Source organism: Bradyrhizobium sp. LCT2 (assembly GCF_009931255.1).
GTDB classification, from domain to species: Bacteria; Pseudomonadota; Alphaproteobacteria; order Rhizobiales; family Xanthobacteraceae; genus Bradyrhizobium; species Bradyrhizobium diazoefficiens.
In genome coordinates this window covers 520,055-541,866 of the sequence record NZ_CP034432.1, presented here as the reverse complement: position 1 = coordinate 541,866, position 21,812 = coordinate 520,055, and the positions used below count along the sequence as shown (strand labels likewise).

Annotated in this window: 25 protein-coding genes; 16 read left to right on the top strand and 9 right to left on the bottom strand. The window is 66.1% G+C overall.

What is annotated here, in order from left to right:
• Positions 1 to 12 precede the first annotated feature (12 nt).
• A complete protein-coding gene (locus EI171_RS03365) occupies positions 13 to 159 on the bottom strand; it encodes a hypothetical protein (protein ID WP_011083021.1) in 147 nt (48 codons plus the stop codon).
• A 171-nt stretch (positions 160 to 330) separates the two neighbouring features.
• Here EI171_RS03365 and EI171_RS03360 point away from each other — a divergent pair, with 171 nt between their 5' ends.
• From EI171_RS03360 to EI171_RS03350, 3 genes are all read left to right on the top strand, one after another.
• Positions 331 to 954: a shikimate kinase gene (locus tag EI171_RS03360; RefSeq protein WP_028175815.1), complete on the top strand. Its 624-nt coding sequence runs from the start codon at positions 331 to 333 to the stop codon at positions 952 to 954.
• Complete coding sequence (gene aroB / locus EI171_RS03355; RefSeq protein ID WP_161532597.1) at positions 951 to 2,099, top strand: 3-dehydroquinate synthase; 1,149 nt, start codon at positions 951 to 953, stop codon at positions 2,097 to 2,099. The genes EI171_RS03360 and aroB overlap by 4 nt, the downstream gene beginning before the upstream one ends.
• Positions 2,100 to 2,191: 92 nt before the next feature.
• Positions 2,192 to 3,496 carry an HlyC/CorC family transporter gene (locus EI171_RS03350; RefSeq protein WP_011083018.1) on the top strand — a complete coding sequence of 435 codons (1,305 nt, stop codon included), beginning with the start codon at positions 2,192 to 2,194 and terminating at the stop codon, positions 3,494 to 3,496.
• 91 nt (positions 3,497 to 3,587) lie between these two features.
• Here the strand turns inward: EI171_RS03350 and EI171_RS03345 are convergent, their stop codons facing one another.
• A complete protein-coding gene (locus EI171_RS03345) occupies positions 3,588 to 3,857 on the bottom strand; it encodes a BolA family transcriptional regulator (RefSeq protein ID WP_161532596.1) in 270 nt (89 codons plus the stop codon).
• A 107-nt stretch (positions 3,858 to 3,964) separates the two neighbouring features.
• On the opposite strand from EI171_RS03345, the gene EI171_RS03340 reads away from it, so the two are divergent.
• Complete coding sequence (locus EI171_RS03340) at positions 3,965 to 4,597, top strand: J domain-containing protein (protein WP_011083016.1); 633 nt, start codon at positions 3,965 to 3,967, stop codon at positions 4,595 to 4,597.
• A 246-nt stretch (positions 4,598 to 4,843) separates the two neighbouring features.
• Here the strand turns inward: EI171_RS03340 and EI171_RS03335 are convergent, their stop codons facing one another.
• Positions 4,844 to 5,938, bottom strand: coding sequence for a citrate synthase/methylcitrate synthase (locus EI171_RS03335; protein ID WP_161532595.1), 1,095 nt, complete (start codon positions 5,936 to 5,938; stop codon positions 4,844 to 4,846).
• Positions 5,939 to 6,016: 78 nt separating this feature from the next.
• Here EI171_RS03335 and EI171_RS03330 point away from each other — a divergent pair, with 78 nt between their 5' ends.
• Positions 6,017 to 7,234 (top strand): citrate synthase family protein, encoded by a 1,218-nt coding sequence (locus EI171_RS03330; RefSeq protein ID WP_011083014.1) that lies wholly within the window; start codon positions 6,017 to 6,019, stop codon positions 7,232 to 7,234.
• 152 nt (positions 7,235 to 7,386) lie between these two features.
• On the opposite strand, the gene EI171_RS03325 is transcribed toward EI171_RS03330, so the two are convergent.
• Positions 7,387 to 8,046: a DedA family protein gene (locus EI171_RS03325; RefSeq protein WP_161532594.1), complete on the bottom strand. Its 660-nt coding sequence runs from the start codon at positions 8,044 to 8,046 to the stop codon at positions 7,387 to 7,389.
• Positions 8,047 to 8,357: 311 nt separating this feature from the next.
• On the opposite strand from EI171_RS03325, the gene cobS reads away from it, so the two are divergent.
• The 7 genes from cobS to EI171_RS03290 all read left to right on the top strand — a co-directional run bounded on the left by cobS (position 8,358) and on the right by EI171_RS03290 (position 15,293).
• Positions 8,358 to 9,341 carry a cobaltochelatase subunit CobS gene (cobS, locus tag EI171_RS03320; protein ID WP_370139181.1) on the top strand — a complete coding sequence of 328 codons (984 nt, stop codon included), beginning with the start codon at positions 8,358 to 8,360 and terminating at the stop codon, positions 9,339 to 9,341.
• Between the two features lie 3 nt (positions 9,342 to 9,344).
• Positions 9,345 to 9,755 (top strand): GNAT family N-acetyltransferase, encoded by a 411-nt coding sequence (locus EI171_RS03315; protein ID WP_011083011.1) that lies wholly within the window; start codon positions 9,345 to 9,347, stop codon positions 9,753 to 9,755.
• The gene (gene cobT, locus EI171_RS03310; RefSeq protein WP_011083010.1) at positions 9,752 to 11,659 is read left to right on the top strand and encodes a cobaltochelatase subunit CobT; all 1,908 of its coding nucleotides are present in this window, start codon (positions 9,752 to 9,754) and stop codon (positions 11,657 to 11,659) included. Before EI171_RS03315 ends, cobT begins: the two co-directional genes overlap by 4 nt.
• The gene (locus EI171_RS03305; RefSeq protein WP_161532593.1) at positions 11,656 to 12,726 is read left to right on the top strand and encodes an esterase-like activity of phytase family protein; all 1,071 of its coding nucleotides are present in this window, start codon (positions 11,656 to 11,658) and stop codon (positions 12,724 to 12,726) included. Before cobT ends, EI171_RS03305 begins: the two co-directional genes overlap by 4 nt.
• A gap of 43 nt (positions 12,727 to 12,769) precedes the next feature.
• Complete coding sequence (locus EI171_RS03300) at positions 12,770 to 13,465, top strand: hypothetical protein (protein ID WP_161532592.1); 696 nt, start codon at positions 12,770 to 12,772, stop codon at positions 13,463 to 13,465.
• Positions 13,466 to 13,603: 138 nt separating this feature from the next.
• Positions 13,604 to 14,716: an NADH:flavin oxidoreductase/NADH oxidase gene (locus EI171_RS03295; RefSeq protein WP_161532591.1), complete on the top strand. Its 1,113-nt coding sequence runs from the start codon at positions 13,604 to 13,606 to the stop codon at positions 14,714 to 14,716.
• A 169-nt stretch (positions 14,717 to 14,885) separates the two neighbouring features.
• Positions 14,886 to 15,293: a hypothetical protein gene (locus EI171_RS03290; RefSeq protein ID WP_161532590.1), complete on the top strand. Its 408-nt coding sequence runs from the start codon at positions 14,886 to 14,888 to the stop codon at positions 15,291 to 15,293.
• A gap of 198 nt (positions 15,294 to 15,491) precedes the next feature.
• Here EI171_RS03290 and EI171_RS03285 read toward each other — a convergent pair whose 3' ends face one another.
• From EI171_RS03285 to EI171_RS44585, 3 genes are all read right to left on the bottom strand, one after another.
• On the bottom strand, positions 15,492 to 15,737 hold the full coding sequence (locus EI171_RS03285) for a PilZ domain-containing protein (RefSeq protein WP_161532589.1): 246 nt from the start codon (positions 15,735 to 15,737) through the stop codon (positions 15,492 to 15,494).
• Between the two features lie 187 nt (positions 15,738 to 15,924).
• The gene (locus tag EI171_RS03280; protein WP_161532588.1) at positions 15,925 to 17,259 is read right to left on the bottom strand and encodes a DUF2235 domain-containing protein; all 1,335 of its coding nucleotides are present in this window, start codon (positions 17,257 to 17,259) and stop codon (positions 15,925 to 15,927) included.
• A gap of 297 nt (positions 17,260 to 17,556) precedes the next feature.
• Positions 17,557 to 17,892 carry a hypothetical protein gene (locus EI171_RS44585; RefSeq protein ID WP_038966647.1) on the bottom strand — a complete coding sequence of 112 codons (336 nt, stop codon included), beginning with the start codon at positions 17,890 to 17,892 and terminating at the stop codon, positions 17,557 to 17,559.
• Positions 17,893 to 18,282: 390 nt separating this feature from the next.
• On the opposite strand from EI171_RS44585, the gene EI171_RS03270 reads away from it, so the two are divergent.
• From EI171_RS03270 to EI171_RS03260, 3 genes are all read left to right on the top strand, one after another.
• A complete protein-coding gene (locus EI171_RS03270; protein WP_011083002.1) occupies positions 18,283 to 18,579 on the top strand; it encodes a hypothetical protein in 297 nt (98 codons plus the stop codon).
• The gene (locus EI171_RS03265) at positions 18,572 to 18,868 is read left to right on the top strand and encodes a hypothetical protein (RefSeq protein WP_027545228.1); all 297 of its coding nucleotides are present in this window, start codon (positions 18,572 to 18,574) and stop codon (positions 18,866 to 18,868) included. Before EI171_RS03270 ends, EI171_RS03265 begins: the two co-directional genes overlap by 8 nt.
• 285 nt (positions 18,869 to 19,153) lie before the next feature.
• Positions 19,154 to 19,432 carry a DUF1488 domain-containing protein gene (locus tag EI171_RS03260; RefSeq protein WP_011083000.1) on the top strand — a complete coding sequence of 93 codons (279 nt, stop codon included), beginning with the start codon at positions 19,154 to 19,156 and terminating at the stop codon, positions 19,430 to 19,432.
• A gap of 10 nt (positions 19,433 to 19,442) precedes the next feature.
• On the opposite strand, the gene EI171_RS46375 is transcribed toward EI171_RS03260, so the two are convergent.
• A complete protein-coding gene (locus tag EI171_RS46375; protein ID WP_256380412.1) occupies positions 19,443 to 19,565 on the bottom strand; it encodes a hypothetical protein in 123 nt (40 codons plus the stop codon).
• Between the two features lie 183 nt (positions 19,566 to 19,748).
• Here EI171_RS46375 and EI171_RS03255 point away from each other — a divergent pair, with 183 nt between their 5' ends.
• The gene (locus EI171_RS03255; protein WP_246740443.1) at positions 19,749 to 20,297 is read left to right on the top strand and encodes a hypothetical protein; all 549 of its coding nucleotides are present in this window, start codon (positions 19,749 to 19,751) and stop codon (positions 20,295 to 20,297) included.
• 232 nt (positions 20,298 to 20,529) lie between these two features.
• Here the strand turns inward: EI171_RS03255 and ftsZ are convergent, their stop codons facing one another.
• Positions 20,530 to 21,789: a cell division protein FtsZ gene (gene ftsZ, locus EI171_RS03250; protein WP_161532586.1), complete on the bottom strand. Its 1,260-nt coding sequence runs from the start codon at positions 21,787 to 21,789 to the stop codon at positions 20,530 to 20,532.
• Between the last annotated feature and the right edge of the window lie 23 nt (positions 21,790 to 21,812).

The window sequence follows — 21,812 nt, the reverse complement described above, 5'->3', positions numbered from 1 at the left end:
GGAGGCTAACCCCTATTTCTTGAGAAACTTATCCGGCGGGATCGTCACCGACATTTCCCGCGGCTTCGGATTGACGAAGTTCGCCAGCGCGAAAATCACGCCATAGACGATGCCGGCGATCACGGCGACGACCGTCAGGAAGCGGAACAGGCTGGGCATCGGTCTGGGGTCTCTGTAGGGGACTTGGCAGGCAAATTAACCAATGAAATCATCCAACATGTTCGCCGTTTCGTGGCAAGAGTCCTCTGGCGAGGCCCCCTTTGGGGTCGTATAGGTGGCCAAAGCAGGCCGTTTTTGGCGGCAGATCGAGCGAGATCCAGAGCGAGACCCATGTCCGACGCCGCGTTGCCGATACAAGCATCGCCTGAGGCCGACATCCTGTCGGCGCTCGGGGCGCGCTCGATCGTGCTCGTCGGCATGATGGGGGTGGGCAAATCCACCATCGGCCGCCGCATGGCGGCCCGGCTCAAGCTGCCCTTCGTCGATGCGGACACCGAGATCGAGGCGGCGGCCGGCATGACCATACCGGAGATTTTCGAGCGCCATGGCGAGGGCCATTTCCGCGACGGCGAGGCCCGCGTGATCGCGCGCCTGCTCGACGGCGGCCCGGTGGTGCTGGCGACCGGCGGCGGCGCCTTCATGCGCGAGGAGACGCGCGCGCGCATCGCGGCCAAGGCGGTCTCGATCTGGCTCAAGGCCGACCACGACGTCATCATGCGCCGCGTCCGCCGCCGCGCCGACCGCCCGTTGCTCCAGACCGCCGACCCCGAGGGAACCGTGACGCGCCTGCTCACCGAGCGCGAGCCGGTCTACAGCCATGCCGACCTCACCATCGCCTCGCGCGACGTGCCGCACGACAAGATCGTCGAGGAGTGTATCGAGACGCTGCGCGCCCATCTCTGCGGCGAACAGGCCGCCCAACCACCTGCCGACGTTGCGAGTGCCGTACGATGACTGCGCCGTTGAAACATTCCGATCCCGTCAACGTCGACGTCGCGCTCGGCGATCGCGCCTATGACATCGTCATCGGCCGCGGCGTGCTGGCCTCGCTCGGCGAACGGGTCGCAGCGCTGCGCCCCGGCGTGCGCACGGCTGTTGTCACCGACCGTACCGTTGCAAAGCACTGGCTCGAGCCGACCGAAGCATCGCTCGCGGCCGCCGGCATCCCGACGTCGCGCATCGTCGTCGAGGAAGGCGAGATCTCCAAGACCTATGCCGGCCTGGAAAAGGTCAGCGAAGCCCTGATCGCCGCGAAGATCGAGCGCAACGATCTCGTCATCGCGCTCGGCGGCGGTGTGGTCGGCGATCTCGCCGGCTTTGCCGCCGCGATCCTGCGCCGCGGCGTCGATTTCGTGCAGGTGCCGACCTCGCTGCTGGCGCAGGTCGATTCCAGCGTCGGCGGCAAGACCGGCATCAACTCGCCGCAGGGCAAGAATCTGCTCGGCGCCTTCCACCAGCCGGTGCTGGTCATCGCCGACACCGCCGTGCTCGACACGCTGTCGCCGCGCCAGTTCCACGCCGGCTATGCCGAGGTCGCCAAATACGGCGTGCTCGGCGATGAGGCCTTCTTCACCTGGCTGGAAAAGAACCACGCCGACATCTTCAAGGGCGGATCAGCGCGCGAGCACGCGATCGCCACCTCCTGCCGTGCCAAGGCCGGAATCGTCTCGCGCGACGAGCGCGAGACCGGCGAACGCGCGCTGCTCAATCTCGGCCACACCTTTGGTCACGCGCTGGAAGCTGCGACCGGCTTCTCCGACCGTCTGTTCCACGGCGAGGGCGTCGCGATCGGCATGACGCTAGCGGCGCAGTTCTCGGCCAAGCTCGGCATGATCGGCGAGGCCGACGCGGCGCGCGTCGAGCGGCATCTCATTGAGGCCGGCCTGCCGACCCGCTTGCAGGACATCGCGGGCTTTTCGCAGGAAGGGCTTGCCGATGCCGACGCGCTGATGGCCCTGATGGCGCAGGACAAGAAGGTCAAGCGCGGCAAGCTCACCTTCATCCTGCTGGAGGCGGTCGGGCGCGCCGTGATCGCAAAGGACGTCGAGCCGGCCCCGGTGCGCGACTTCCTGAAAGAGAAGCTCGCGCAGAAGGCCTGATGCGCGGCTGAATTTCGTGAAAGCGTTTTCGAGCGAAGTGGGGACCGGTTCGCGCAAGGAAAACGCGTCAAGACAAGAAACTCGAGTGGTGCATGGACTGGCTCGGATTCACCATCGTCGTCCTCTGCCTGCTGGTCTCGGCGTTCTTCGCGGCGAGCGAGACCGCGCTGACCGGCGCCTCGCGCGCCAGCATGCTGCGGCTCTCCAAGCAGGGTAATCACGACGCCGACGTCGTATCCCAATTGCTCGACATGCGCGAGCGCCTGATCGGCGCTCTGCTGCTCGGCAACAACATCGCCAATATCGGCGCCTCCGCGCTCGCCACCGCCATCTTCACGTCCTGGTTCGGCGATGTCGGCGTGCTCTACGCCACCGGCGTGATGACCGCGCTGGTGGTGATCTTCGCCGAGGTGCTGCCCAAGACCATCGCCATCAACGCGCCCGACCGCATGGCGCTTGCGGTCGCGCGCCCGATGCGGCTGACCATGTATGTGCTGGGGCCGCTCCTCAAGATCGTCGAAGTCATCGTGCGCCTCTTGATGCGCCTGTTCGGCCTTGCCGGCGAGCACCAAGCCATCCTGTCGCCGACCGAGCGCCTGCGCGGCGCGGTCGACCTGTTGCATCACGAGGGCAAGTTCGAGAAGCAGGACCGCGACATGCTCGGCGGCCTGCTCGACCTGCGCGAGCTCCAGGTTTCCGACGTCATGATCCATCGCACCGAGATGATGATGATCAACGCCGACCTGCCGCCGGAGGAGCTGCTGCGCGAGGTGCTGGCGACCGAATACACCCGCATTCCGCTCTGGCGCGAGAAGCCGGAAAACATCATCGGCGTGCTCCACGCCAAGGATCTCTTGCGCGCGATCCGCGCCTCCGAAGGCGACACTTCGCGCATCGACGTCTCCACCATCGCGCTGCCGCCCTGGTTCGTGCCGGAGATGCGCCCGGTGTCCGAGCAGCTCAAGGCGTTCCGCCGCCGCAAGACCCATTTCGCGCTCGTCGTCGACGAGTACGGCGAGGTTGAAGGTCTCGTGACGCTGGAAGACATTTTGGAAGAGATCGTCGGCGACATCTCCGACGAGCACGACGTCGTGGTCGCCGGCGTGCGCGCCCAGCCGGATGGCTCGGTCGTGGTCGACGGCTCGGTGCCGATCCGCGATCTCAACCGCGCCATGGACTGGCATCTGCCCGATGGAGAGGCAACCACGGTCGCCGGCCTCGTCATTCACGAGGCGCGCTCGATCCCCGATCGCGGCCAGAGCTTCACGTTCCACGGCTTCCGCTTCCGCGTCCTGCGCCGCGAACGCAACCGCATCACCGCGCTCCGTATTTCACCGGTGCCGCGCGAGGCCGAGATGGAAGAAGCCAAGCCGAGAAGGGCGGGGACGTCGTTCTAAGCCCTCAGTCATTCCGGGGCGATGCGAAGCATCGAACCCGGAATCTCGAGATTCCGGGTTCGGCTCTTTGAGCCGCCCCGGAATGACCGAGCTAATTTTCCCCCGGCGCCTGCGCGTGGATGGCGAGCGCGTGCACGCTGCCGGAGAGTTCCGCGGCCAGCGCCGCATTTATCATGCGGTGGCGATCGACCCGGCTCTTCCCTTTGAAGGCTTGAGACACAATATAAACGCGAAAGTGCGTCTCGCCGCTGGGCCGATGGCCGGCATGGCCCTCATGCAGATGTGACTCGTCGACAACCTGCAGGTTTTCCGGCGTGAAAGCTTCCTGCAACTTGTTGCTGATAATGTCGCTCATAGTCATGTGTGTGCCATTCAGGTGCAGAGGTCGCACTCCGTTATTTGCCGGGTTCGCAGCTAATTGCAATGTCAAGACTTGAAGGTTTTTGCATTGCGTAGTCAAAGTCAGCCATGCCGATCGATTCATCAAAGTTCTTCGACTCCATCCGCGTCAAGCCGCGGGGCAAGCAGCCCGAGGTGAAGCCGCGCGACACCGCGGTCGCGTGCGAATGGGCCGGATGCCAGAACAAGGGCGCACACCGCGCGCCGAAGGGGCGTGAGAACCAGCGCGAGTACTGGCACTTCTGCCTCAATCACGTGCGCGAGTACAACCAGAACTACAATTTCTTCTCCGGCATGAATGCCGACGCCGTCGCGCGCTACCAGAAGGATGCGCTGACCGGCCACCGCCCGACCTGGAAGATGGGCGCCAATGGCGGCAAGAAGGGTGCGGAAGCCGATATCGACATGGCGTCCGATCCGTTCAGCATGTTCAGCGAGATCAATGGCCGCGCCAACTGGCGGAAGGGTCCTGACGCCCAGCCCAAGGCCGAGACGCGCAAGGTGATGAACGCCGAGCGCAAGGCGCTCCAGGTCATGGGCCTCGGCCCCAGTGCCACGCTCGCCGACGTCAAGAGCAAGTACAAGGCGCTGGTGAAGCAGCACCACCCCGACGCCAACGGCGGCGACCGCTCGACCGAAGACCGCCTGATCGAGATCATCAAGGCGTATAACTATCTGAAGACGGTGGTGCGGGAGGCGTAGGGCCTCTTGCGGTCGTCGTCCTCCGAGAGTCTGACGGTCGCAGCCAAACTCTCGATGTCGTCCCGGCGAAGGCCGGGACCCATAACCCCAGGGAGTGGTTTGGCGAAGACTCGCAGTGAAGACGTCTTCCCGCGGTACTCCCACCTCCCACTATCGATAGATCACGCGGTATGGGTCCCGGCCTTCGCCGGGACGACGACGGAGTGAACCACTCCGTCGTCATTATTCCGTTCAAAGCTACTGGCCCTAGGCCTTCGGCACCGCCCCCACATAAGACGAGCTCGGCCTGATCAGCCGCCCGGTGCGCTGCTGCTCGCGCGCATGCGCGGTCCAGCCGGCGGCGCGCGCCACCGCGAAGATCGGCGTGAACGCCTGCCTTGGAATCGCGAGCGCATCGAGCAGGATCGCGGTGAAGAACTCCACATTCGTCTCCAGCGGCCGGTCCGGGTTCTTCTTGCGCAGCGCTGCGCGGATATAGGCCTCGACCTCGCCGGCAAACGGCAGGTCGGCGCCGTTGGAGGCGAGGGCCTCGATCGCGGTCTTCAGCACGTCGGCGCGCGGATCGCGCACGCGATAGACGCGATGCCCAAAACCCATCATCCGCTCGCCGCGTGCGAGCGCGGCATCCACCCAGGGCTGGATCCGCTCGCGCGAGCCGATCGCATCGAGCATTTCCAGCACCGGCTCCGGCGCGCCGCCATGCAAGGGACCGGTCAGTGCGCAATAGCCGGCGGTGACGGCTGCGAACAGATCGGCCTGGGTCGAGGCCACCACGCGCGTGGTGAAGGTCGAGGCGTTCATGCCGTGGTCGCAGACGGTGACGAGATAGGCATCCAGCGCCGTGACCTCGCGCGTTGCCGGCGCGCGCCCATGCAGCATGCGCAGCGTGTCGGCGGCGTGGCTCGCGCTCGGATCGGGCGCGACCGGCTCGAGCCCCTTGGCGCGCCGGACCAGCGCGCCTGATATCACCGGAAAGGCGCCGACGATGGTCGCCTCATGCTCCAGCCCGTGCTCGGCGCGAAGGCCCGCGACGGCCGCGCGAAACCCGTCGACGATTCCCATGCCGTGCGTCGCCGGCAGCAGCTCGGCGAGCCGCGCGAAGGCGCGCTCGCGTGCGGCGCCCAGGCTCGCCCGCACATTGGCCTCGCTCAGCGAGGTCTTGCTGGCGCCGTTCCAGAGCCGGGCGGTGACGCCCTCAAAGCTCGATTTGGCGGCCAGCCGGCCGACATGCTCGCCGGCGATGATCAGCTCGCCGCGCTCGCCGTCGACATGGCTCAGCACGGTCTCGGCCGCGGGAACGCCGTCCAGCCCGATCTGACTTTTGGTGAGGTGGATGTTCATGGCCCAAATCTCCTGTTCTACGCAGGTCAAACGTCGGGCCTCTCGACAGATTGATCAATCTTGATTACATAAATCAATATGAAAAATTCTGATGAGCTCTACCTCTCCGCCCGGGAGGCGGCCGCCGAACTCGCGATCTCGCCGGCCACGCTCTACGCCTATGTCAGCCGCGGCCTGATCCGCTCCGAGCCGACGCCGGATTCGCGCAAGAACCGCTACCGCGCCGAGGACGTCCGCGCCCTGAAGGAGCGCCGGGTGCCGTCGCCGGAGCCGCGCGGGCTGCGCAGCTTCGATGCCGACTTGCCGGTCATGGACACGGAGATCTCGACCATCACCGAGGAGGGCGCGATCTATCGGGGCGTCAATTGCGTCGACCTCGCCGAGAACGACACGCTGGAGCACACGGCGACGCTGCTCTGGGACGTCTCCGGCGTCGATCCGTTTGCGCCTGACAATCAGCCCGAGATCTCCGAGGAGATGCGCACGATCGCAGGCGCCGCGCGCCGCGCGGCGCCGATCGACCGCGCCATCGCCGTGCTGGCGCTCGCCGCGAGCGCCGATCCCCGCGCCTTCACCCGCGCTCCCGATGGCCGCGCCATGGTCGGCGCGCGCATCGTCCGCCTGCTGGTTGCGACCATGCTCAATGCGGAAGCCTCGGCCGAGCCGCTGCACCAGCAGGTCGCGCGCGTCTGGGCGGCGGACAACAAGCATGCACCCGATCTGATCCGCCGCGCGCTCGTTCTGCTCGCCGATCATGAACTGAACGCCTCGACCTTCACCGCGCGCTGCGCGGCCTCGACCGGCCTCAATCTCTACGATGCCGTCATCGCCGGCCTCGCCGCGCTGAAGGGACCCAAGCATGGCGGCGCCGGCGTGCTGGCTTCACAGCTGGTGAAAACGCTGGTCGACCGCGATGTCGCTCCCGTGGTGCGCGAACGCGTCGCGCTCGGCGAGCGCTTCGCCGGCTTCGGCCATGGCGTCTACAAGCGCGGCGATCCCCGCGCGCAATCGCTGCTGAATGCGCTGTCGCGCGCCGGCGCGCCGCGCAAATTCACGCGCGAAGTGCCGGAGCGGATCGCCGAGGCGACCGGCGAATTCGTCAATATCGACTATGCGCTCGCCGTCCTCGTGCATGCCCTGCGCCTGCCTGCGGGCAGCGAGCTCGCGCTGTTTGCGATGGCCCGCAGCGTCGGCTGGATTGCGCACGCCAGCGAGCAATTGCAGTTCGGCAAGCTGATCCGCCCGCGCGCGCGGTACGTTGGACCCGCGCCGGGGCGGCGGACGGGCGGGTCCTAACCTCTCCCGCTTGCGGGAGAGGTCGCGCCGGAGGCGCGGGTGAGGGCTCCCTCCTCTTGGGGGTTCTCGATTGTGGATGCACCCTCCCCCCAACCCTCCCCCGCAAGCGGGGGAGGGAGCTCACCTCCGTCCGCCGTGGCAGCCAAAGCTAATCAGACCCGCGGCTTGGCCGCCGCGACACCACCACCGTTCCGCCGACGATAGATCCAAACCGTCACGCTCAGCACGATCGCACCGCCGATCACGGCGAGCATCCAGATATGCTTGCCGACGTGCTCATGGTGCGGCAGCCCGGCATATTCGTGCAGGGCCGACACCGCCAGCACGCCCGGCAGCACATGCGCGGGGGCCCAGACCAGGATCGCCGGGATGTTGATCGCGTAGAAGCGGGCAGGGGGCATCCCGAGCGCGCCGGCCGTGACCGGGACAAATGCGCGGATCGGCGGCACGAAGCGGGCAAAGAACACGGCCCAGGTGCCGAAGCGGTGGAAGAAGCTTTCGCTCTCCTCGACCACGCGCGGATAATTGGTCAGCGGCCAGGTGTTGAGGATCTCGCGCTGCTGCCGGTGCCCGATCCAGTAGGCCGAGCCGTCACCCAGCACGGCCCCGAGCGCGGCCGCCAGCAGCACCCAGCCGAGTTTCAGCTCGCCGCCCGGGATCAGGGCGCTGAGCGCCAGGATAATGGTCGAGCCCGGGACCACCGATCCCACCACCGGAACGGCTTCCAGAAGCGCTGCCAGGAACAGGGTCAGATAAGCCAGCCACGCGTGGGCCGAGACGAAAGCGATGAAGGGATCGAGGAATGACGTCACGTCGTCTTTCGTGGTGGGAGGGGTTACGTCGGTCCAGACCCTACATAAGTAAGGAGAAGCGGTAAAAGTGCCACTCGCGTGGGCAGGCCAGCTGGCCCGCCCGAAATTCGAGCGTGATTCGCAGGGCAGCCTTCCAAAAATCGCGTTCCTTGCCTATCTAAATGAAAAGACAACGGAACTTTGATTGGAGGGCGGGCTTCTGCCCGCACGTTGTCTCTGATAGGTTCGCAAACGCACCCAGCCGCAGCCACCGTGCAATAACTGGTCTCGGGATCGCCCGGGGCCTCGGAGGATTGATGACGACCGCCGCCATGTCCAAAGTTGAGGAAGTTTCCGGTTTGCCCGACATGAAGGTGTCGGTGCGCCAGGTGTTCGGGATCGACAGCGATCTCGAAGTGCCGGCCTATTCCGAAGTCGATCCTCATGTGCCTGAAGTTGATTCCGACTACCGCTTCGACCGCGCCACCACGCTCGCCATTCTCGCCGGCTTCGCCCGCAATCGCCGCGTGATGGTGACCGGCTATCACGGTACCGGCAAATCCACCCATATCGAGCAGGTCGCCGCCCGCCTGAACTGGCCCTGCGTGCGCGTCAACCTCGACAGCCACATCAGCCGTATCGACCTCGTCGGCAAGGACTCGATCGTGGTCCGCGACGGCAAGCAGGTCACCGAATTCCGCGACGGCATCCTGCCCTGGGCGCTCCAGCACAACGTCGCGCTGGTGTTCGACGAATACGACGCCGGCCGTCCGGACGTGATGTTCGTGATCCAGCGCGTGCTGGAAGTCTCCGGCCGCCTGACGCTCCTGGATCAGAACAAGGTGATCAAGCCGCATCCGTCCTTCCGGCTGTTTGCGACCGCCAACACGGTCGGCCTTGGCGACACCTCGGGCCTCTATCACGGCACCCAGCAGATCAACCAGGGCCAGATGGACCGCTGGTCGATCGTCACCACGCTGAACTATCTCAGCCACGACGAGGAAGTAGAGATCGTGCTGGCGAAGGCCAAGCACTATCGCACCCAGGAAGGTCGCGACATCGTCAACAAGATGGTGCGCCTCGCCGATCTCACCCGCAACGCGTTCGCCAATGGCGATCTGTCGACGGTGATGAGCCCGCGCACGGTGATCACCTGGGCGGAAAACGCCGACATCTTCGGCGATATCGGTTTCGCCTTCCGCGTCACCTTCCTCAACAAGTGCGACGAGCTCGAGCGTCCCCTGGTCGCCGAGTTCTACCAGCGCTGCTTCAATGCGGAGCTGCCGGAATCGGCAGTCAACGTGGCGCTCAGCTGACCCATGGCCACCATCACCGTCGAGCGCACCATTGGGACGACCAAGAAGGCTGTGCTCGCCGGGCTCGGCGCCTATAACGACGAGCACTTTGGGAAGCAGAAGGTCAGGAGCATCGCGGTCTCACTGAAGGACCGCCGCAAGATCGTCGGCGGCATCGTCGGGCATCTCTGGGCCACGGTTCTGTTCATCCAGTACTTCTGGATCGACCAGAAGCAGCGCGGCAAGGGTTTTGGGACGAAGCTGATCGCGGCGATCGAGGATGAGGCGAGACGGCATGGCGCGATCCAAGCCTATGTCGACACGATGAGTTTCCAGGCGCCGGGCTTCTATCGTTCCTGCGGGTACGAGGAATTCGGCACTCTCAAGGGCTATCCGGGCGGCGTGACGCGCCATTCGTTTACGAAGTCGCTATGAGCACATCATCATCCAATTCCAAATTCCGTAACAGCAAGGAAGCGCCGACCGAGCCGTTCAAGCGCTCGGTCGCCTCCTGCCTGAAGGCGATCGCGAAATCGCCCGAGCTCGAGGTCTCCTTTGCCGCCGAGCGGCCGGGCCTTGCGCCCGGCAAGGCGCGGCTGCCCGAGCCGGCGCGCAAGATGACCAAGCGCGATGCCGCCATCGTGCGCGGCCACGCGGATTCCATCGCGCTGAAGCTCGCCTGTCACGATCCGAAGCTGCATCGCAAGCTGATGCCGGGCAATCCGCAGGCACGCGGTGTGTTCGAAGCGGTCGAGCAGGCGAGGGTGGAGGCGATCGGCGCGCGCCGCATGGCGGGCGTTGCGAAAAACCTCACCGCGATGCTCGACGACCATTTCCATCGCGGCAAGTTCGACGAGATCACCGATCGCGCCGACGCGCCGCTGGCCGATGCGCTGGCGATGCTGGTGCGCGAGCGCCTCACCGGCATGGCGCCGCCGACGGCTGCGAAGAAGATGGTCGATCTCTGGCGGCCGATTCTCGAAGACAAGATCGGCAAGCGCCTCGACCGGCTCGACGGCGTGGTCGAGGACCAGACCAGGTTCGGCGACGCCGTGCATGACCTCTTGTCGGCGCTCGAGCTCGGCGACGAGCGCAACGCCGACAGCGAAGAGAATGACGACGACGACGAAAACCGCGACGGCGACAACGACCAGTCCGGCGCCGAGGGCTCGCCCGATTCCGATGCCGCCCAGGAGATGAGCGCCGACCAGGCGCAGGCGTCGAGCGAGGAGATGAGCGAGAGCGCGATGGAAAGCGCGCAGGCCTCGACGTCAGACACGTTCGACGACGGCGAGCTCGGCGACGACGAGACGCCGGGCGAGGCGACGCGTCCGAACGCGCACGGGAAGAACGAGCCGCGCGGGCCGGAATATCACGCCTTCGCGCCGAAATTCGACGAAGTCATCGCCGCCGAAGACCTCTGCGACCATGACGAGCTGGAGCGCCTGCGCGCCTATCTCGACAAGCAGCTGGCGCATCTGCAAGGCATCGTCGCCCGCCTCGCCAACCGGCTGCAGCGCAAGCTGATGGCGCAGCAGAATCGCGCCTGGGAGTTCGATCTCGAAGAGGGCATCCTCGACCCCGCGCGGCTGTCGCGCGTGGTGACCGATCCCTATCACCCGCTGTCCTTCATGCACGAGAAGGAGGCGACGTTCCGCGACACCGTGGTGACGCTGCTGCTCGACAATTCCGGCTCGATGCGCGGCCGCCCGATCACGGTGGCGGCGACCTGCGCCGACATCCTCGCCCGCACGCTGGAGCGTTGCGGCGTCAAGGTCGAGATTCTCGGCTTCACCACGCGCGCCTGGAAGGGCGGGCAGTCGCGTGAAGCGTGGCTTGCCGCCGGCAAGCCGGCCAATCCCGGCCGTCTCAACGATCTCCGCCACATCATCTACAAGTCCGCCGACGCGCCCTGGCGCCGTGCGCGGAAGAACCTCGGCCTGATGATGCGCGAGGGTCTGCTGAAAGAGAACATCGACGGCGAGGCGCTAGACTGGGCGCACAAGCGCCTGCTCGGCCGGCCCGAGCAGCGCAAGATCCTGATGATGATCTCGGACGGCGCGCCGGTCGACGATTCCACGCTGTCGGTCAACGCCGGCAACTATCTCGAGCGGCACCTGCGCCACATCATCGAGGAGATCGAGACCCGCTCGCCGGTCGAGCTGATCGCGATCGGCATCGGCCATGACGTCACGCGCTACTATCGCCGCGCAGTGACGATCGTGGACGCCGAGGAGCTCGGCGGCGCCATCACCGAGAAGCTTGCCGAGCTGTTCAGCGAGACGGCGACCGCACCGCAGCCCTCGGCAAGCCGTCCGCGCCGCAAACTGCATTCGTGAGCACGCTTCGATCCCGCCGCAGCTTCCTTGGCCACGCGGCGGCGGGATTTTCCACTTTCGCACTGTCCGGTCTGGCGCAGGCGCAAGTCGCGACCGAGCCGCCGCCGCGGCCGCTCCAGGTCGAGCGCGCCGTCGCCGAGCCCGTCAGCATCGAGGTCAACGCGCGGCCGATCCCGAATTTCGAGCCGCGCGACCGCTCGCGCACGCGCTTCGGTTCGCTGGAGTATCGCAGCGGCCTGGTGCTGACCTCGCCCTATCGCGGCTTCGGCGGCCTGTCCGGCATCCGGCTGGATGCGAAAGGCGAACGCTTCCTTGCGGTCTCCGACCAGGGCGGCTGGTTCACCGGGGCCATCCGCTATTCCGGCAGCAGGATGGCCGGGCTCGACGACGTTGAGGCCGCGCCGCTGCTCAATGCGGAGGGACGGCCGATCACGGAAAAGCGTCTCTGGTGGGATTCGGAGTCGCTGACGCGCGACGGCAATGTCGTCTATGTCGGGCTCGAGCGCGTCAACCAGATCCTGCGCTACGATTTTTCGAAAGGCGGCACGCGCGCCCGCGGCGAGGTGATCCAGGTGCCGCCCGCGTTGCGCAAGCTGCCGCACAACAAGGGGCTCGAGGGGCTGGTCTTCGTCCCGAAGGGCCAGCCGCTCGCCGGCACCCTGATCGCCTTCTCCGAGCGCGGGCTGGACGCCGACGGCAATCTGGTCGCGTTCCTGATCGGCGGCCCCACGCCCGGCCAGTTCAGCGTCCGCCGCACCGAGAAGTTCGACATCAGCGACGCGGTGCTCTTGCCGTCGGGCGAGCTGCTCATCCTCGAACGCAAATTCTCCTGGTTCACCGGCGTCGACATCCGCATCCGCTCGATTCCCCTGAAATCGATCGCGCCGGGCGCGGTGGTCGACGGCCCTGCGCTGTTCAAGGCCGATCTCGGCCAGGAGATCGACAACATGGAAGGCATCGACGCCCACGTCACGCCCGGGGGCGACACCGTGCTGACGCTGGTCTCGGACGACAATTTTTCAATGCTCCAGCGCACGCTGCTGCTCCAGTTCACGCTGGTGGAGTGAAGTCATCGTTGAACGCGGTGGCTTTTGGCCGCGACAAACCATCATGCAATTCCGCTGTGCCATCGCTGCTGCGCTCTTCGTCGTGCTTGCCGGCCTGCCGCAGGCGCACGCCACGGCCGAGCACACCTATGCGAAGGGCGAGTACGGCATCATCTCGGGCGGGTGGGCGCCGAACAAGCGGCTCGCCATCGCCGTCCATGGTGAGGGCGACGGCGCGCATGATAAATTTCACGCCTATCTGATGGCGGAGCCGAAGCATCGCAGGCTGGCCGTGCTGGATAACATCAGCCACGAGAACAATCTCGACACCGCGTCCGATGCCTACTACGCGGCCTGGTCGCCCGACTCGCGCTATGTCGCGGTCTCCTTCCGCACCGAGCGTCACATCATGACGCTGAACGTCTATGCGATCGAAGGCAATCGCGCGCGGCTGATCGAGACGCCGGACCTGTTTCGCAAGGCGGCGGGCCGCACGGTCGTCGTCAAGACCGACGGCGACATGCGCACCTATTTCCCGACAGTGAAGTGGCGGGGACCGCGCAGCTACGATCTCAACGACTACCGTCTGTTCGTCGAGGACGACAAGACGCTTGCCGACAAGCTCGGCGATCTCGGCAGCCTGACCAGGATGGATGACGGCCGCTATACGATCGAGTTCGCCGCCCACGCCACTGTCACGCTCGGGCGCGGGAATCGCAACCGCGTCGGCAAGCTTCGGCTTGGGGTTTTCGAGCAGTAGCGGGTCGTTCCCGGCCTGAGGCCGGCACGGTTGCGCAATGCATGCCGCCACGGGCGGGCATGTCCGCCGCGCGGCTAGCAATCCGGCATCCGCTCACTACACTTCCATGATTGCCCTCCATCCCCCGGAACTCCCTGCATGAGCGCCCTGTTTTCTCCGATCAAGCTGCGCGGCCTGACCTTGAAGAACCGCGTCGTGGTGTCGCCGATGTGCCAGTATTCGGCCGACGACGGCGTTCCGACCGACTGGCACTTCACCCACATCAACAATCTTTCGCTGTCGGGCGCGTCGATGTTCTGCATCGAGGCGACCCATGTGGAAGCGATCGGCCGCATCACGCCGGGCTGCCTCGGGCTCTACAGCGACGCCGCCGAAGCCGCGCTGAAGCAGATTCTCGCCTCCGTGCGCAAGCATTCCACGACCGCGGTCGCGATGCAGCTCGCCCATGCCGGCCGCAAGGCCTCCAGCGCGCGGCCCTGGGACGGCGGCCAGCTGATCCCGATCAGTGAAGGCGGCTGGCAGACGGTGGCCCCAAGCGCGCTGCCGCACAAGGAGGGCGAGGCCGCGCCGCTCGCGCTCGATGCCGCGGGCCTGACGCGCATCCGCGAGGCCTTCGTCGAGGCTGCGAAACGCGCGGAGCGGATCGGCATCGACGCCATCGAGCTGCACGGCGCGCACGGCTATCTCCTGCATCAGTTCCTGTCGCCGATCTCGAACCGGCGCACCGACGAATATGGCGGCAGCCTGCAAAACCGGATGCGCTTCCCGCTCGAGGTCTACGACGCGGTGCGTGCCGTGTTCCCGCACGACAAGCCGATCGGCATGCGGGTGTCGTCGACCGACTGGGTCGAGGGCGGCTGGGATCTGGCGCAGACCATCGAATTCGCCAGCGCGCTGAAGGCGCGCGGCATCGACTGGATCGATGCCTCCTCCGGCGGCGTCTCGCCGCTGCAGAAGATTCCGCTCGGCCCCGGCTATCAGGTGCAGTTCGCAGACGCCATCCGCCGCGAGACGGGACTGCCCACCATCGCCGTCGGCCTGATCTCCGATGCGAAGCATGCCGAGGAGATCGTCGCCTCCGGCAAGGCCGACATGGTCGCGCTCGCCCGCGGCATGCTCTACGACCCGCGCTGGGGCTGGCACGCCGCCGCCGAAGTCGGCGGCGAGGTCGAAGCCCCGCCGCAATACTGGCGCTCGCAGCCGTCGACGCAGAAGGCGCTGTTCGGCAAGACGACGTTCGGGGCGAGGTAGGGGGCGCATGCGAGGCGCAAGGACAGCGGCATAACCACAGGGAGTAACTCGATAGGTTTAAGTTGCGCGATCGCAGCCGTTCCCTCACGCATCCGTAACATCCCTCGGCTTCCACCCCCCGCAAAACTGGCCTAACCTTCGCACGTTCAACGCCTCACGGAGGCCCGCCATGCGTTATCCTGTCCGCAAAGCTGCTCACATCTTCGAGCGCGTGGGCCTTGCGATGGCAGGCGCGGCGTGCGGACTGTTCGTCGGCGCCTATGTCGGGTCGGCAATCCCCGTGCTCACCACGCAGGGTTTCCTGCTGCTGATGATGGCGCTCGGTGCGGTCGGCTTCTATCTCGGCATCGACACGCCGCAGCTGCCCTTCGACGAGGCGCACAGCGCCATCGACGCCGCGGAATTCTTGAGCTCGGCCGGGACGCTCTGCGCCACGCTCACCGCGCTCGCTTCCGTCGCCGTCATCGTGCTGCGGCTCGATCCGCACCTGGCCTGGACCTGGCTCTCTCTGTTCGGCTGGGTCGGCGGCGTCGCCATGCAGATCGTCGCCGGCGCGAAGGCCAGGATGCGGACGTAGGCGAAGCCGTCGCCGCAAATTCCGGTGTCGTCCTGGCGAAAGCCAGGACCCATTACCCCAGGGAGAAGTTTGGCGGAGACTCGTCGTCCGGTACGCCTACCATCCACAACCGATAGATTCCGCGGTATGGGTCCTGGCTTTCGCCAGGACGACCATGGAGCGAGAGGCTACGGCAGAGCCAAGGAGGCAGCTCGCGCCTCAAAACACCACGCCGACCCGCGTGCCGCGCTTCCAGGCGATGCGGCAGCGCTTCTTGGTGTTGACGTGCAGCAGCTCGAACCTGTCGGGGATGCTCACCTGGCCGCCGAGATCGACGCAGGCCCCGCCGGGCGAATAGTCGATCAGCGTGCAGGGGATCACCGGCGCGCGCGGGTCGGTGATGATCTTGGCCTGGCGGGACACCAGCCCTGCGGGTTTTACACGGGCGAACTTTCGCGGATGCATTGGCACATCTCCTCCAATTCCGCGGATAGCGCGGGTGGTCTCTTCCCAATGATCGACGGGAGTTGATGCGATCCGACTAAGGTGGGCGCGAGAATTTTAATGAAAAGTAGCTGCGAATGGCGAAAGCGGCGGTAGCGGGGTGCGACGGCGTTGCCCCACGCTCCGCCGTCGGCGCCTCCGCTCCATCTCACCCCGTCACCGTCTCCGCCTCCGTTGCCACCCCCACATGTGGCGGCACCGGCATCGGCACCGTCTCGTAGGTCTTCGGCAGATTCACCGGCCGGTAGTCCGGCTCCACCGCCATCCGCTTCACGACGCTCTCGTGCACATGCGCGCCTTCGGGGATCAGGCGCGGCTCGCAATCGGGGATGTAGAAGCCGAGAAACACTTTTCGCTCCGGCCACTCCTTGTACTTCGCGCTCTTCGGCAAATATTCCAGCAGCCGCCAGGCCGCCGTCATCGAATTGTGCAATTCGCCGGTCTTGCCGGTGTAGGCGGGCGGCACATACTGGAACGGCGAGTTCTTGCGATGGACGCCCCAGGCGAGCTGGTTCACGGTGCGCGGGTTGAAGTTGAGCCCGGCCTTTCCCGCCTCGTCGATCATCCAGATCAGCGGATATTTCGACTCGCCGCTCTGGGCCTCCGGATAGCCGCCGCCGACGTCGCTGTGCACGCCGGCGAACCACACCTGCATGATGTCCTGCGGCTCTTTCTTGTCGTCGGGCACGAAGCGGTTGCTCCAATATTCCTGCGGCTCCCGCCATTGCTTGAGGCGGAACATGCAGCGCCGCTCGTCGATCGCGATCGCCTGCCGAAAGATCTTCACGCTCGGATTGCGCAGCGTGAAGGCGAGCTCCTCGAAGCTCGGCCAGTACAGCCGGTCGGGACGCGGCACGATCACGCTCGCCACGGTGTCCCACACCCCGATGAAATGGATGGTCGGCCAGCGCGAGGAGGTGATGCGCGCGAACTGCGCGGCGAGGTCGAACTTATCCTGCGGCAGCGGCCCGTCGTCGTCGGAGCCGACGTCCTTGAGGTCCGCGATGTCGTTGCCGCGCCCCGAGCCGGAATATTGCTTGTAGGCGACGAGGCCACTGCCTGCGAGGTTGGCCTGCTCCGGCGAGATCAGCCCCACCTTGTGGATCAGCCCCGCCAGCACGCGCACGGTATAGGCGCCGCGCGAGAAGCCGAACAGGTAGATCTTGTCGCCGGGCGCATAGTGCTCGACCAGGAAGCAATAGGCCGACAGCACGTTGTCATCGAGCCCGTAGCCGGTGGCGAGCCCCAGCACCAGATTGACGTTGGCCTTGAGGCGGTGCCACGTCGTCGGCTCCGTCACCGTGCCGACGCCGGGATCGTAGAACACCATCTGCCGCGGCTGCGTCTTGTCGGTCTTGCGCAGGCAGCGATAGAGCTTGAGGACGTTGGAGATGTTCTCGCTGATCTCGTTGCCGGTGCCGTCGCAGCAGAGGACGAGGTGCTTCGGCTCGGTCTTCGGTTCGGTTCTGCGCTCGTGCTCCACAGGTCGGCCCCTCCCGGCAATGCTACCGGGGCGAGTATAGCAAAAAAGCGCGACGGCGAGGAGACGGTGGTGGTTGCCGCAGCGAAGGTGCGCTCCCTCGCCCCGCTCATGTCCGCCGAAGCCTTGGCGAAGGCGGATGCGGGGGCGCGACGAGCTGCGCTCGCGCTGAGAGCGTTGGGGTGAGGGGGAGTCTCCGCAGGGGAGGTGAGAGCTGGACTCGCGGAGAGTCCCCCTCACCCGGTATTTGCTGCGCAAATCCCGGCCTCTCCCCGCAAGCGGGGAGAGGCGAAAGAAGTCCTACTTCTTCTTCGCCGGTCCGAAATCCGGCTGCCACGCCGCGTCCTTGCGGCTCGGGGCCGCGGCGATCACCTTGGTCTTGTCCTTCTTCGGCTTCTTGGTTTCGCGGTTGCCGCGTTGCTGTCCCTTGGCCATGGCGTCGGTCTCCTGTGGGGGTTTGAGTTCGTCCAGTTCGTCGGATTGCAGCACGCGTCCGCGCGGCGTGCAGACGCGCACGTCCATGTAGCCCTCGCGCAGCAGCTTCCGCGCCAGCCGCAGCGCGACGGTGGCGCTGCCGCGGCCGAGATTGGAACAGCCATATTCGTTGGTGCCGCTGACGAGATAGGGCACGCGCATTGTCCTAGCCATTGAGGATGGCCGCCGCGCAGACCAGGAGCAGAAGGAACAGCGCGACGTCGACCTGTGGAACGATCCATTCCGGGACGCGAAACCGCGACATCGCACGCTCCTGCCAGAGCAGGGCAACACCATGCTCCGCTAACTGGTCCTACGGCGGGAGCGCACGTGACCCTCAGTCACCGGTCGATGCCGTTGCAGGAAGTGCGGTGATAGGAGCGAGCCTACGCCTGCCCTACGCCAATAGCGAGGACTAAAACGCAGCCCGCAGCCCGCGGCCCCGGCCGCGCGCGGCGCGGCGACGATAGTGCTGGCTATATCCGCCCAGGGAGCGCATGCTTATCATAGCCGGCGTCGGTTGGGGCTTCGCTCGCAGGAAGGCAGGCGTCCATGACCATCCGTTCGCGACGAGAAACCGTCACCTTCAGGCATCCGTTCCGCATCAACGGCATCGACCGGTTGCTGCCCGCGGGCAGCTATGACGTCGTCACCGACGAAGAGATGATCGAGGGCCTGTCGTTCCCGTGCTGGCGCCGCATCGCCACCATGATCACGGTGCCGGCCGAAAGCGGGGGCGCCGGCATGACGGAAATGTTGTCGATCGGCTCGGTGGACCTCGCGGACGCGCAGGCCGCGGACGCGCAGGCCGCGCCGGCGAGCGTCGCCCAGAGGGTCGCCCATGACTGACGTCCCGGTGGATCTCGACAGGCATCGCGGCATGGCCGCCCAGAAGGCGACCGACCTGCGCCGCGCGCTGGCCGAGGTCGAGAACAATGTCCGGGAGCTGCGCGAGCGCGAGGCCGATCTCGAGAACCGCCTGATGACCGTGCCCGCCACCTCGTGGCCCGAGGCCGCGGTGAAGGCGCGCTATCTGCTCAACCTCTATGCCGCCAGCCTCTCCACCGAGGACACCCGCCACCGCGCGCTGGTGACGGCGCTGTTCGACGATTTCGCCAGGCTCAGTGGCGACAGCTGAGGCTCAGTGGCGGCAATTGAAGGCCGGCCGGAGCGCGGCAGCGGCAGTGCGCCCGTGGAACACAGCCGTCGTCCTGGCGAAAGCCAGGACCCATAACCACCGAACCGAGTTATTGTGAACGAACGCGGCCACAGCGTGCCTCCACAACGCTGACCGGGATAATGGGTCCTGGCTCCCGTGCGCAATTGCGCACCAGGCCGGGACGACGTCGGAGAATTCGCGGGCCGCGGCGGCATCGAAGCCCCGCGGCGACCGCCAAGGTGCAATCGCGTAAGGGAGTAAGCCATGACACTCACGAGCAGCCGCTTCGTCGGCTACGAACAGGACCGCGGCATCGTCCAGTTCCTGATGCAGGACGGATCGAAGGAGATCGCCTGCGCGATCTCGACCTCCGCGATGGACTATCTCGAGCGCGGCCCGCAGGCGAGGCCCGAGCAGCGCGAAGCCCAGTTCACCCGCCTGCGCGACCGCATCGAAGCCCGCGCCGCGAGCAAGTACCGCGCGACGGAGTTCGAGGGCACGCCGCCGGGGATCGTGCTGCGGAGCATTGATTTTCGGGGGTAGGGGAGGCGGGCTACCGCGGCTGCGACTTGTCCGTCTTGCGCAGGCAGCGATGGAGCTTCGGGACGTTGGAGATGTTCTTCGGGATCTCGTTGCCGATGCCGTCACGCCCCATGGCCGCATCGTCTGTTGACATTAACCGTCTGTTAACCATGCGGTTGCCTAATGTTGACGATGGGGGATCACCATGTCGGCCCATGTGACGCGACCGAGGTTGATGCCTGTTTCGGCCGATCCGGCCATCCGGTCGGTGGCGAGGCTGGCGGTTCGCGCCAAGGCCGTCCTACAGGGCAAAGCGCCTGTCCCACGGAGCAAAGCCATGTTCGGAAAGGACGACTTAGTGGACAATCTCAGCCGCGATCTCGATCGCGCGCGCGGAAGACGAGATGCGCTTGCATCCGAAGCCACGACCCTGACGGCCCAGATCGCCGAAATTGAAGCCCGTCTTTCGGAGGAAAAGAAAAGGCGTGAGCGTGAGCGCGTCTTGAGCGAGGTCGAAGCGATCAAGACGCGAATCAAGCAAGCCGCCGGCGCGTTTGCGCCTGTCGTCGATGGTCTCTCGAGGGCGATCGAGCAGGCTGCGGCGGTTGTGCCCGAGGCGCGCGAGCTCAATAGTTTCCTGGTGTCGGTGGCGACCGAGATCGACAGCGTGCTCGATCCCCTGCTCCGCGAACTGGATCAGCGCGCGGATGCGGTGCGAACGGGACACGCAGCGCTGGACCTGCCGAGTTCGGCCATTGAAGCGCCGCCCATCGAGCTGCCAAAGGACACCAACGAGCGCCTGCTTCGTTTTCCGGCGTGGCTGTCCCGCGACAGGGAGACGGACAAGAAGGACACCGCCGAGAGCCCGCGCAGCACGGCGGCTTGAAGCCCCGGCACGCTGCGCAGCTCAAGACCTTGTCTGCATAATCTGACGTTCGAAGCGAGTTGAGAACCAGGCCACCTCTCCCTGCTGGGGAGAGGGTGAACCGGGCGGCCGAACCTGATCTCATCGCACCCTGGACCTAAAGCGGAATGGCTTTAAGTCGAATCGACTGGCCGCGGGCTCGTTCGAACCTCTCCCGCTTGCGGGAGAGGGAGCGCACCTCCTTCGCCACCGCTCAGTTGGCGGCGCGGCGCAGGAAGGCCGGGATATCGAGAGCGGCCTCGTCGGGCAGATTGCGCGCAGGGGCGCGGCCGTAAGGATCGAGCGGCTGAAGCGCCGCCTGCGGCGCATAGTCCAGACCCGGCCTTGCCGGTGGCCCCACGGGGTGGTGCGGCTGCGGGCGGAGCGGCGGGCTTGCCGCTTGCGGAAGGGGGGCACTGCGCTCGATGCGATCGGCGATGCGACGGCCGTCGTTGCGCAGCCTGCCGGCGAGCTGGGTGAGGGCGGTTTCCACCGGTAGCGCCTGCTGCGCCGGATCGAGATTATCGATTCCGGTCGCAACCACCGAGACGCGGACGATGCCTTCGAGGCTTTCGTCAAACGACGCGCCGACGATGATGTTGGCGTCCGGATCGGCCTCGTCGCGAATGCGGGTCGCGGCTTCGTCGACCTCGTACAGCATGAGATCCCTGCCGCCGGTGATGGAGATGATGAGGCCACTGGCACGCTTGATCGAGGGATTCTCGATCAGCGGATTGGAGATCGCGGCCACGGCGGCGGCGAGCACGCGCTTCTCGCCGGAAGCCTCGCCCCGTCCCATCATCGCCTTGCCCTTCTCCTTCATGACGGAGAGGACGTCGGCAAAATCGAGATTGATCAGACCTTCCTTGACGATGAGGTCGCTGATGCAGGCCACGCCCGAATAGAGCACCTGGTCGGCAAGGGCGAAGGCATCGGCGAACGTGGTCTTCTCGCTGGCCACCCGGAACAGGTTCTGGTTCGGGATGATCAAGAGGGTGTCGACCGTCTTCAGCAGCTCCTCGACGCCGGCTTCGGCAAAGCGCATGCGGCGCTGGCCCTCGAAGTAGAACGGCTTGGTGACCACGCCGATGGTGAGGATGCCGAGCTCGCGCGCGGTCCTGGCGATGATCGGTGCAGCCCCGGTGCCGGTGCCGCCGCCCATGCCGGCCGTCACGAACACCATGTGCGCGCCGGTCAGGTGCTCGCGGATCGTATCGATGACCTCCTCGGCTGCGGCGCGTCCCAATTCCGGCTGCGAGCCGGCGCCGAGGCCTGCGGTGACCGTTGTGCCGAGCTGGATGAGGCGCGTCGCCTTCGACATTGCAAGCGCCTGCGCGTCGGTATTGGCGACGACGAACTCGACCCCTTCCAGCCCGGCGGTGATCATGTTGTTGACGGCATTGCCGCCGGCGCCGCCGACCCCGAACACGACAATGCGCGCCTTCATCTCACGAATATCGGTCATGCCAGTCATTCTTTCCTCGTGGTTGCTCCGGC

Coding starts and splice junctions, on each gene's coding strand:
- cobS (WP_370139181.1), top strand. CDS start 8,358: ATGTCCAAAGTTGAGGAAGTTTCCGGTTTGCCCGACATGAAGGTGTCG.
- EI171_RS03365 (WP_011083021.1), bottom strand. CDS start 159: ATGCCCAGCCTGTTCCGCTTCCTGACGGTCGTCGCCGTGATCGCCGGC.
- EI171_RS03260 (WP_011083000.1), top strand. CDS start 19,154: ATGACACTCACGAGCAGCCGCTTCGTCGGCTACGAACAGGACCGCGGC.
- EI171_RS03345 (WP_161532596.1), bottom strand. CDS start 3,857: ATGACTATGAGCGACATTATCAGCAACAAGTTGCAGGAAGCTTTCACG.
- ftsZ (WP_161532586.1), bottom strand. CDS start 21,789: ATGACTGGCATGACCGATATTCGTGAGATGAAGGCGCGCATTGTCGTG.
- EI171_RS03300 (WP_161532592.1), top strand. CDS start 12,770: ATGCAATTCCGCTGTGCCATCGCTGCTGCGCTCTTCGTCGTGCTTGCC.
- EI171_RS03330 (WP_011083014.1), top strand. CDS start 6,017: ATGAAAAATTCTGATGAGCTCTACCTCTCCGCCCGGGAGGCGGCCGCC.
- EI171_RS03255 (WP_246740443.1), top strand. CDS start 19,749: ATGTTCGGAAAGGACGACTTAGTGGACAATCTCAGCCGCGATCTCGAT.
- EI171_RS03265 (WP_027545228.1), top strand. CDS start 18,572: ATGACTGACGTCCCGGTGGATCTCGACAGGCATCGCGGCATGGCCGCC.
- EI171_RS03335 (WP_161532595.1), bottom strand. CDS start 5,938: ATGAACATCCACCTCACCAAAAGTCAGATCGGGCTGGACGGCGTTCCC.
- EI171_RS03290 (WP_161532590.1), top strand. CDS start 14,886: ATGCGTTATCCTGTCCGCAAAGCTGCTCACATCTTCGAGCGCGTGGGC.
- EI171_RS03295 (WP_161532591.1), top strand. CDS start 13,604: ATGAGCGCCCTGTTTTCTCCGATCAAGCTGCGCGGCCTGACCTTGAAG.
- EI171_RS46375 (WP_256380412.1), bottom strand. CDS start 19,565: ATGTCAACAGACGATGCGGCCATGGGGCGTGACGGCATCGGCAACGAG.
- cobT (WP_011083010.1), top strand. CDS start 9,752: ATGAGCACATCATCATCCAATTCCAAATTCCGTAACAGCAAGGAAGCG.
- EI171_RS03350 (WP_011083018.1), top strand. CDS start 2,192: ATGGACTGGCTCGGATTCACCATCGTCGTCCTCTGCCTGCTGGTCTCG.
- aroB (WP_161532597.1), top strand. CDS start 951: ATGACTGCGCCGTTGAAACATTCCGATCCCGTCAACGTCGACGTCGCG.
- EI171_RS03340 (WP_011083016.1), top strand. CDS start 3,965: ATGCCGATCGATTCATCAAAGTTCTTCGACTCCATCCGCGTCAAGCCG.
- EI171_RS03315 (WP_011083011.1), top strand. CDS start 9,345: ATGGCCACCATCACCGTCGAGCGCACCATTGGGACGACCAAGAAGGCT.
- EI171_RS44585 (WP_038966647.1), bottom strand. CDS start 17,892: ATGCGCGTGCCCTATCTCGTCAGCGGCACCAACGAATATGGCTGTTCC.
- EI171_RS03360 (WP_028175815.1), top strand. CDS start 331: ATGTCCGACGCCGCGTTGCCGATACAAGCATCGCCTGAGGCCGACATC.
- EI171_RS03285 (WP_161532589.1), bottom strand. CDS start 15,737: ATGCATCCGCGAAAGTTCGCCCGTGTAAAACCCGCAGGGCTGGTGTCC.
- EI171_RS03270 (WP_011083002.1), top strand. CDS start 18,283: ATGACCATCCGTTCGCGACGAGAAACCGTCACCTTCAGGCATCCGTTC.